This window comes from Streptomyces nanhaiensis (genome assembly GCF_046614825.1).
GTDB lineage: Bacteria > Actinomycetota > Actinomycetes > Streptomycetales > Streptomycetaceae > Streptomyces > Streptomyces radiopugnans.
Genome location: NZ_JBKJFM010000051.1, coordinates 24,462 through 33,755, shown reverse-complemented (window position 1 = coordinate 33,755; position 9,294 = coordinate 24,462). Strand labels below are relative to the sequence as shown.

Annotated in this window: 5 protein-coding genes; all 5 read left to right on the top strand. The window is 74.6% G+C overall.

Annotated elements, in window-relative coordinates; genetic code table 11:
* On the top strand, nucleotides 1-641 hold a 641-nt coding region (locus tag ACLIYP_RS13985), incomplete at its 5' end, for a phosphopantetheine-binding protein (protein WP_412713449.1).
* Nucleotides 638-6,184, top strand: coding sequence for an amino acid adenylation domain-containing protein (locus tag ACLIYP_RS13980; RefSeq protein WP_412713448.1), 5,547 nt, complete (start codon nucleotides 638-640; stop codon nucleotides 6,182-6,184). The genes ACLIYP_RS13985 and ACLIYP_RS13980, both read left to right, overlap by 4 nt.
* Nucleotides 6,181-7,266 (top strand): saccharopine dehydrogenase NADP-binding domain-containing protein, encoded by a 1,086-nt coding sequence (locus ACLIYP_RS13975; RefSeq protein WP_412713447.1) that lies wholly within the window; start codon nucleotides 6,181-6,183, stop codon nucleotides 7,264-7,266. Before ACLIYP_RS13980 ends, ACLIYP_RS13975 begins: the two co-directional genes overlap by 4 nt.
* Nucleotides 7,263-8,363, top strand: a complete 1,101-nt coding sequence (locus tag ACLIYP_RS13970; RefSeq protein ID WP_412713446.1) for a Gfo/Idh/MocA family oxidoreductase — start codon at nucleotides 7,263-7,265, stop codon at nucleotides 8,361-8,363. The genes ACLIYP_RS13975 and ACLIYP_RS13970 overlap by 4 nt, the downstream gene beginning before the upstream one ends.
* Entirely contained in the window at nucleotides 8,354-9,193 is an 840-nt protein-coding gene (locus ACLIYP_RS13965; RefSeq protein WP_412713445.1) for a thioesterase II family protein, read from the top strand. Before ACLIYP_RS13970 ends, ACLIYP_RS13965 begins: the two co-directional genes overlap by 10 nt.
* The last annotated feature ends 101 nt before the right edge of the window (nucleotides 9,194-9,294 follow it).

Below are 9,294 nucleotides of genomic sequence, written 5' to 3'. Positions count from 1 at the left end.
GCTGGTACCGCACCGGAGACCTCGGACGCTACTGGCCCGACGGCACCCTCGAATTCCTCGGCCGCACCGACCACCAAATCAAGATCAACGGCCACCGCATCGAACTCGGCGAAATCGAAACCGCCCTCACCCAACACCCCCACATCACCACCGCCACCGCCCTCACAACCCCCCACACACACCAACTCGCAGCCGCCGTCACCCCGGACTCGGAGGCGGCCGGGGACGACTCCGCACTCGACGACCTGGAGGACTTCCTCGCCGAGAGGCTGCCCTCCTACGCCATCCCGCAGGTCTGCCTCGTCCTGGACGCCATGCCGCTGACCCCCAACGGCAAGACCGACCGGCGGGCGGTGGCCGACCTGGTCTCCGAGGAGCGGTCCGGTGGCGGTTCGCAGCCGCCGCGGGGCCCCGCCGAGGAGGCCGTGGCGGCGGTGTGGGAGGAACTGCTGGGCATCCCCGGCATCCACCGGGACGACAACTTCTTCTCCCTCGGCGGCGACAGCCTCATCGCCACCCGCATGGCCCAGGCGCTGCGTGAGCGCCACGGCGTCGAGGTCACTCTCCGGCAGCTCTTCTCGGCACCGACCGTCGCCGAGACCGCCGCACTGATCGACAGCTTCGAGGAGGGCTCCCTGTGACCCTGTCAGCAGACACTGCCCGTACGCCGGAGACCCTGGTGGCGGATCTGCGCGAACGCGGAGTCCAGTTGTGGGAGGACGGGGGACGACTGAGGTTCAGGGCCCCCCGCGGCGTCCTCACCGACGAGTGGCGCGAGGCGCTGGCCGCCCACAAGGAGGCCGTCCTGGCGTGCCTGCGGGCGGAGTCGCCGGCGGTCGTCCGCGATCCCGAGCACCGGTACGACCCGTTCCCCCTCACCGACGTGCAGTCCGCGTACCTGCTGGGCCGGCGCGAGGCCTTCGCCTACGGAGGGGTGGGCTGCCAGGTCTACGCGGAGATGGAGTACGCCGAACTCGATCCCGTACGGCTGGAGTCGGCCTGGAACCGGCTCGTCGGCCGGCACGACATGCTGCGCGCCGTGATCTCCCTGGACGGCCACCAGCGGGTGCTCCCGGAGGTGCCCGACTACCGGATCGAGGTGACGGACGTACGCGGCGCCTCCCCCGCGGAGGCCGGCAGGGCCCGGGCCGAGGTACGTGCCGCGATGGACCACAGCGTCCACGACCCCGAGCGGTGGCCGCTGTTCGCGCTGCGCGTGACCCTTACCGACGCCTGCGCGGTGCTGCACGTGTCGGTCGACTTCCTGATCGCGGACTACCTGAGCGTGCGGACGCTGATGCGCGAGCTGCGGATGCTCTACGACGGCCTGACGCCGCCCCCGCTCGACATCACCTTCCGCGACTACCTGAGCGCGGCCGCGCGCCGCCGGGAGAGCCCCGCCTACGAGCGTGACCGCCAGTACTGGGCACGCCGGCTGGACGTGCTGCCCGCCGCCCCGGAGCTTCCCGTGCGCGAGGGGGCCGAGTACCTGCCCGGGCGCTTCCGCCGGCTGTCCTCGGCCCTCTCCCCGGAGCAGTGGCAGGCGGTCCGCCGGGCCTCCGCCCGGTGGAACCTCACACCGTCCGCGACGGTACTGGCCGCGCTCGCGGAGGTGATCGGCCGGTGGAGCGCGAAGCCGCGGTTCTGCCTCAACCTCACCCTGCTCAACCGGGAGCCGCTGCACCCGCAGGTGGACCGGCTCGTCGGCGACTTCACCACCGTCAGCCCACTGGCGGTGGACACCGCTCCCCTCTCGGCGTTCGGGGAGCGCGCCCGCGCGCTGCAGCAGCGGATGTGGGAGGACATGGACCACCGGCTCCACAGCGGGGTGGAGGTGATGCGGGAGCTGGCGCGGCGGCGCGGGTCCGCCGCGGCGCTGCTGCCCGTGGTCTTCACCAGCACCCTCGGGACCGCCGGGGACGCCGGCGGTCCCGGGGAGGCCGCCGCGCGGGACGACCCGGCGGAGCGCCCCGTCCACGGGATCAGCCAGACGCCGCAGGTGTGGATCGACGCGCAGGCGGTGGAGTCGGACGGCTGCCTGGACCTGCGCTGGGACGTGCGCGAGGGAGTCCTGCTCCCGGGCGTGGCCGAGGAGATGTTCGACGCGCTGGTGGCGCTGCTGCGCCGGCTGGGCGAGGAAGCGGCCGTCTGGGAGGAGCCCTCCCCGGTCCCGCTGCCGCGGGCTCAGCAGCGTCGCCGGGACGCGGCGAACGACACCGCGGCCCCCTTGCCGGACGCGCTGCTCCACGACGACCTGGTGGCCGCCGCGCGGGCGCACCCCGACCGGCCGGCGGTCGTCTCCGGCGGGCGGACCCTGAGCCACGGCGAGCTGCTCGGCCGGGCGGAGGCGGTGGCCGCACGGCTGCGGGAGGCCGGGTGCACGCCCGGTGAGGTGGTCGGCCTGGTCATGGACAAGGGCTGGGAACAGGTGGCCGGGGCCCTGGGAACCCTGCTGGCCGGCTGCGCCTACCTGCCGCTCGACGCCTCCCAGCCGCGGCTGCGCCGCGAGCGGATCCTCGACGATGCCGGAGTCCGCCACGTGCTGGTCCAGTCGTGGTCCCTGCCGGGGGACGACCGCAGCCGGCACGCCGTCGCGGTGGACGCGCTCGCCGTCCGCGAAGGGGGCGGCAAAAGCGCCGGGGCCCCGCCCGCCGGCCCGGACGACCTGGCGTACGTCGTCTACACCTCCGGCTCGACCGGTGCGCCCAAGGGTGTGATGGTCTCGCACCGGGCGGCCCTCAACACGCTGCGGGACGTCAGCCGGCGGTTCGACGTCACCGCGGAGGACCGCGTGCTCGGCCTGGCGGGCATGGGCTTCGACCTGTCGGTGTACGACGTGTTCGGTGTGCTGGGCGCCGGCGGCACCCTCGTGCTGCCCGACCCGGAGCGGCGCGCCGACCCCTCGCACTGGGCGCAGTTGCTCGCCGAGCACCGGGTGACCGTGTGGAACTCCGTCCCCGCCCAGCTCCAGTTGCTGGAGGACTACCTCGCCGTCGAGCCCGCCGCCGGTCTGGACGCGCTGCGGCTGGCCCTGCTCAGCGGCGACTGGATCCCCGTGGCCCTGCCCGACCGGGTGCGCCGCCGCCTGCCCGGCCTGCGGCTGGTGAGTCTCGGCGGCGCGACCGAGGCGGCCGTGTGGTCCATCGCCCACCCCATCGGCGAGGTGGATCCGGACTGGCGCAGCATCCCGTACGGCAGGCCGCTGGCCAACCAGACCTTCCACGTCCTGGACCCGTGGCTGCGGTCCTGCCCGGAGCACGTGCCCGGTGAGCTGTACATCGGCGGGGCCGGCCTCGCCCTGGGGTACCTCGGCGACGCGGCGAGGACCGCCGAGCGGTTCGTGTACCACCCCCGCACCGGTGAGCGGCTGTACCGCACCGGGGACAGGGGGGTGTACAGGGAGGACGGCGTCATCGAGTTCCTCGGCCGGCAGGACCGCCAGGTCAAGATCCGTGGCCACCGGATCGAACTGGCCGAGACCGAGGCGGCCCTCTCCTCCCACCCGGCCGTGGCCTCGGCCCACGCGCTGGTCGACGGCGTCGGGCCGCTGGATCGCCGCCTGCTGGCGTACGCCCGGCTGGCCACCGGGGCGCGGCCGGTGCCGGACGGCGGCGCCGAGCGGCTCCTGGCGGCGGCCTCGGCCCGCGGGGACGCCGCGGTCCGGGACGTCGACCCCGCCGAGCTGTCGGAGTTCATGCGGCGGCTGGACCGGGCCGGGCTGCTGGCCATGCTGCACGCCTTCAACCGGCAGGGCCTGTTCCGGTCGCCCGGTGACCATCACACCGTGCCCCAGGTGCTGGAGGCGACGGCGGCGGCACCCTGCCACCACCGGCTGGTGCGCCGCTGGCTGAAGTCCCTCACCGAGGCGGGCCTGCTCACCCGCCACGGCGACGCCCACTCGGCGGCCGGGCCCGTCTCCGGGGAGGACCTGGACGCGGCGTGGCGCGAGGTGGACGCGCTCCAGCGTGAGGAGTGGTACAGGGCCGACCTCATCGGCTACTTCCGCACCTGCGCCGAGCGACTGCCCGAACTGCTGCGCGACGAGATCGATCCGCTGCCGCTGCTCTTCCCCGAGGGAGGACTGGACCTCTCCTACGCCGCCTACCGCGACAACGTCCTCAGCCGCTACGTCAACCACGCCGTCGTCGGGCTGGTCCGCGAGCTGGCCGCGGCGCACGAGGGGCCACTGCGGCTGCTGGAGGTGGGCGCGGGCGTCGGCGGGACCAGCACCGTGCTCGTCCCCGAGATCGCCGACACCGATGTGCGCTACCTGTTCACCGACGTGTCGCAGTTCTTCCTGGGCGAGGCCCGCCGGCGTTTCGGCGACCGCGTCGACTACGGCCTGTTCGACATCAACGGCGACGCGCGGGAGCAGGGCCGGCTCCCGAACTCGCAGGACGTGGTGCTGTGCGCCAACGTCCTGCACAACGCCCGGCACGTGGACACCGTCCTGGCGCGGCTGCGCGAACTGCTGGCTCCCGGGGGGTGGCTGGTCTTCATCGAGACCACGCAGGAGAACGTGCAGATCATGACCTCGATGGAGTTCATGATGCCCGACAGGGACCCGGCCAAGTGGGACTACGAGGACCTGCGCCGGGGGCGGGACCAGACCTTCCTCGACTCCGGGCAGTGGCGGCGCCTGCTCCGGGAGGCCGGCGCGGACACCGTCCTGGAACTGCCGCACGCCGACGGCGTGACGGCACCGCTGGGGCAGCGCGTCTTCGCGGCCCGCTTCAAGGCGGACCGGATACCCGTGCGCCCCGAGGACGTGCTGGAGCACGCCGCCCGTCGCGTCCCGGAGTACATGCTGCCCGCGCGGCTCGAACTCCTCGACGACCTGCCGCTGACCGCCAACGGCAAGACCGACACCGCGGTGCTGCGCGGCTGGGCGGAGAGGCACCGCGTCCCCGACGACCCCGGACTGACCGGCGGAACGGAGCACCTGGACGATCTGGAGCGGCGCGTGGCGGCCGTGTGGGCAGACCTGCTGCGGCTGCCCCGGGTGGGGCGCGACGACGACTTCTACCGGCTGGGCGGGGACTCACTGCTGGTGGCGCGGCTGGCGGGGCGTGTCCGCGAGGAGATCCCCGAGGCGGCCGGGCTGCTGTACGACACGGTGCTGCGCGCCGTGCTGAGCCGTCCGACGGTGGCCGCCCTGGCGGAGTTCCTGCGCGAATCCCGCGAGCATGCGGGAGGCGCCGGCGGGGACGGCCCGGCCGACTCGCCGCTGGTCCCGCTCGGCGGCGCCGGTTCCTCCGGGTCCGGCGCGGAGGGACCGGAGGGGGCCGAGGGCGCGGCGATGCGCGTGCTGGTCCACGACGGGATGGGCACACTGGCCGCCTACCGGCCGCTGATACCGCTGCTGGAGGGGCCGGGCCCGCTGGTGGGACTCGCCGTCCCCGCGCACGAGCCGTACGCGCGGGAGGACCCCGAGGACCTCATCGTGCGGCGTGCGGCCCACTACACGCGCTGCCTGCTGGAGACCGGGCACACCCGCTTCCAGGTCGTCGGCTACTGCATGGGCGGGCTGCTGGCCACGGAGGTCGCCCGGCAGCTGGCCGAGTCGGGGGCGCTGGTGGAGAACCTGACCATCGTGAGCAGTTACGCGCTGCCTCACACCGTCGAGGACGAACTGGTGCTGGAGTACGTCTTCGCACGGCTGCTGAACGCCGGCACCGAGGAACTCGGTTACCCCGACGACGCCGCGACCGCGCACGTCTTCCGGGCGGTGCTGGAGCGCACGCCCGGCCGGGTGCCCTCCGGGTCCCCGGACTCCCTGACCGGGGACCCCGTGGTGGAGGAGGCGGCACGCAGGTTCGCCGCGCTGCGGAAGGTGCCGCAGCGGGAGCGGCTCGCCGCGATCGGCCGCGCGGCACGCGGTGACGGTGACGGCTTCCCGGTGGACCTGGAGGCGGTCTACTCCCTGTACCGCACGAGTATGACGGCGGTCACCCGGCACCGGGCCACGCCGTACGCGGGCGACGTCGTCCTGCTGCGCGAGGACGAGGCGACCGGCTTCCTGCCCTGGCTGCGGGCGGACATGACGGAGTTCTGGCGGGAACTGTGCCTGGGCGAACTCCAGATCGTCGACGTACCCGGCGACCACTTCTCCTGCATGCGCCCGCCGCACGTCGGCCGTCTCGCGCGCGAGCTGGACCGGCTGCACCGGGGAGGTGGCCGGTGACCGCCGTGCTCGGCCTGCTCGGCTCCGGTGGTGCCGTCGGAGGACATGTCGCCCCCCTGCTGGTGGACGGTGGCGCCCGGGTGCTGCTGGGCGGCCGCGACCGGGCGCGGCTGGACCGGTCGCCCGGCCACGAGCGGGTGGTGGTCGACGTGGACGACCCGCACGGCCTGGAACGGTTCGCCAGCAGGTGCGACGTGGTCGTGGACTGCACGGGACCCGCCCGGCGCACGGCGCCCCGGGTGCTGCGCGCCGCGCTGGCCGGGGGCGCGCACTACGTGGGCGCCTCGGGCGAGGAACTGCTCGACGGGCCGGGGTCCGGGGAGTTCGGGGATCCGGACGGAGAGCTGTGCGCGGTGCTGGGCGCGGGGATGGTGCCCGGTCTCTCGGCTCTGCTGCCCCGCGCGCTGGCCGCCGGCCTCGACCGGCCGGAGCGGCTGGTCGCGTACGCCGGCGGCCGGGACCGCTTCACCTGGGCATCGGCACAGGACTACGTGGCCGGCGCCCGGGACGGCGGCGGGCGCTCCCTCAGCGCGTGGTCCGGCGGGTGCCGGGTGCCCGGCGCCCTGGCCCCCCTCACCGACGCGGAGCTGCCCTTCTTCCCCGGGCCCGTCACGGCGTACCCGTTCCTCAGCGCCGAGACGGAGCGGCTGGCCCGGGATCTGGGGCTGGCCGAGGCCCACTGGTACAACGTCTTCGACGGCGGACACGCGCTGCGCGCGCTGTCCTCCCCCTCGGACGGAGACCTGCGGGAGGCGGCCGGGCGGCTGGTGCGTGCCGCGGAGCTGGACCTGTTCGGCCGTACGCCGTACCAGCTCATGGTCTTCCGGCTGGAGGGGGAGCGCGACGGCCGCCCTCACCGCCGGACCCTGGTGCTGCGGGCCGACGACAGTTACGCGCTCACCGCCGCGTTCACCGCGTTCGCCGTCCGGTGTGTGCTGGCGGGGGAGGTGGCGCCCGGTCCGCTTCCGGCGGACGAGGCCGTCGACGCCCGCACGGCACCGGACCGGCTGGCCGCCATGCCGGGGGTCGGCCACCTGCGGATCCTCGAGGACGCCCCACCGGTGGAGGAGGGAGTGCTGTGACGGCGAACGTGGTGGTCTGCGGGACCGGGTTCGGCCGGGTCTACCTGCGCGCGCTGGAGGCCGGCGGTCCGGACGCGCCGCGGGGAGCCGGGGACCTGCGGCTGACCGGTGTCCTCGCCCGCGGCAGCGAGCGGTCGCGGGCCTGCGCGGAACGCGCGGGCGTGCCCCTGTACACCGGTCCCGGGCAGTTGCCGGCCGACACCGACATCGCCGTGGTCGCGGTGTACGCCGGGGTGAACGGCGGGCCCGGAAGCGAGCTGGCCCGGCAGCTGATGGAGCGGGGCGTCCACGTCCTGCAGGAAGGGCCGCTGCACCACGACGAGTTGGCGGAGTCGCTGCGCGTGGCGCGCCGGGCGGGGGTGGTGTTCCGGGTCAGCACCCACTACGTGCGGGTCGAGCCGGTGCGGAGGTTCATCGCCGCGGCCCGCAGGCTCACCGCCCGCCGGCCGGTGCTCTACGCCGACGCGGCCTGCGGGCTCCAGGTCTTCTACCACCTGTTCGACATCCTGCGGCTGGCCCTGGGCGGGCTGCGGCCGTGGTCCTTCGAGGACGCGCGGCCCACTCCGGTGTTCCACACCCTGACCGGGACGGTGCGCGACGTACCGCTGACCCTGCGCGTGCAGAACCAGTTGAACCCGTCGGATCCGGACAACCACGCCCATCTGCTGCACCGGATCACGCTCGGCACGGACGGCGGCAGTCTGACGTTGTCCGACACCCACGGGCCGCTGCTGTGGAGCCCGCGCCCCCACTTCCCCTCCGAGGAGCGGTCGCTGACGCGGCTGGAGGAGGCGGCGGCCGGCCATCTCGACCACGCCGCGACCACCCCGCTGGGCGATGCCGCGGCCCCCAGCTACCGGGAGGTCGTGGGGAGGCTGTGGCCGGACGCCGCGCTGCGGGCGCTGACGGAACTGCACGAGGCCGTGCGCGAGGGGCACCATCCGCTGGCCGAGGGGCACGCCCAACTCGCCGTCTCACAGGCCTGGCGGGACGCCGCCGTGCGGCTGGGCCCGCCGGAACTGACCGGGACGGCGGCCGTGAGGCCGATCGGCGCCGGGGAACTGGCCGGGGAACCGGAGGTACCGCGATGCACCTGAACCGGACGACGCGGACCGTCACCGGCCCGGGCAGGGGCGAGGAGGAGCGGCGGCGCTGGCTGCGCCCGCTGGGCGGACGGGGCCCCGGCTCCGGGGGAGGACAGCGGGTCAGGCTGGTCTGCTTCCCCCACGCGGGGGGCGCCGCGGGCTCCTTCCGGCCCTTCGCGCCGCTGCTCCCCGGCGGCGTCGATCTGCTGGCGGTGCAGTATCCCGGACGCCACGACCGTACCGGGGAGCCGTGCGCGACCCGTATGGACGAACTGGCGGGCCCCCTCGCCGCGGCCCTGGCCCCCGTCTCCGGGGACGGTCTGGTGCTGCTGGGGCACAGCATGGGGGCGGCGGTCGCCGCGGAGGTCGCCGCGCGGCTGGAGGAGCACACCGGAAGGCCTCTGCTGCGGCTGTTCGTCTCCGGTCGCCCGGCCCCGGGGACCCGGGACCCCGTGTCGGTGCACGAGGGAGGGGACGAAGCTCTGCTGGCGGATCTGAAGCGACTCGGCGGCACGGACGAGGCGCTGTTCTCGGACCCGGCGCTGCAAAGTCTCGTCCTGCCGTCGCTGCGGGCGGACTACCGGCTGATCGAGACCTACCGGCCGCCGGAGGGCCGTCGGCTGCGCACCCCGGTCACCGCGCTGACCGGGGACAACGACCCCGAGGTGACTCCCGAGGAGGCGGAGGCGTGGCGGTCCTGCTCGTCGGGCCCGTTCCGTCTGCACGTCTTCCCCGGGGGCCACTTCTACCTGCTGGAGCGCCCCGTGGCGGTGCTGGGAGCCGTACTGGCGGATCTCGGCCGCGGAGCCCCGGCGGGCCTGGAGTGGCCGTCCACCCCCTGAGAACGGTGCCGCGACCGCCGCGAGTCGGTGGAGACGGCGAAGGACCGGGGGGAACAATGAGCACAAGAGAGACAGAAGCTGACAGGAAAGGAATGAGACAG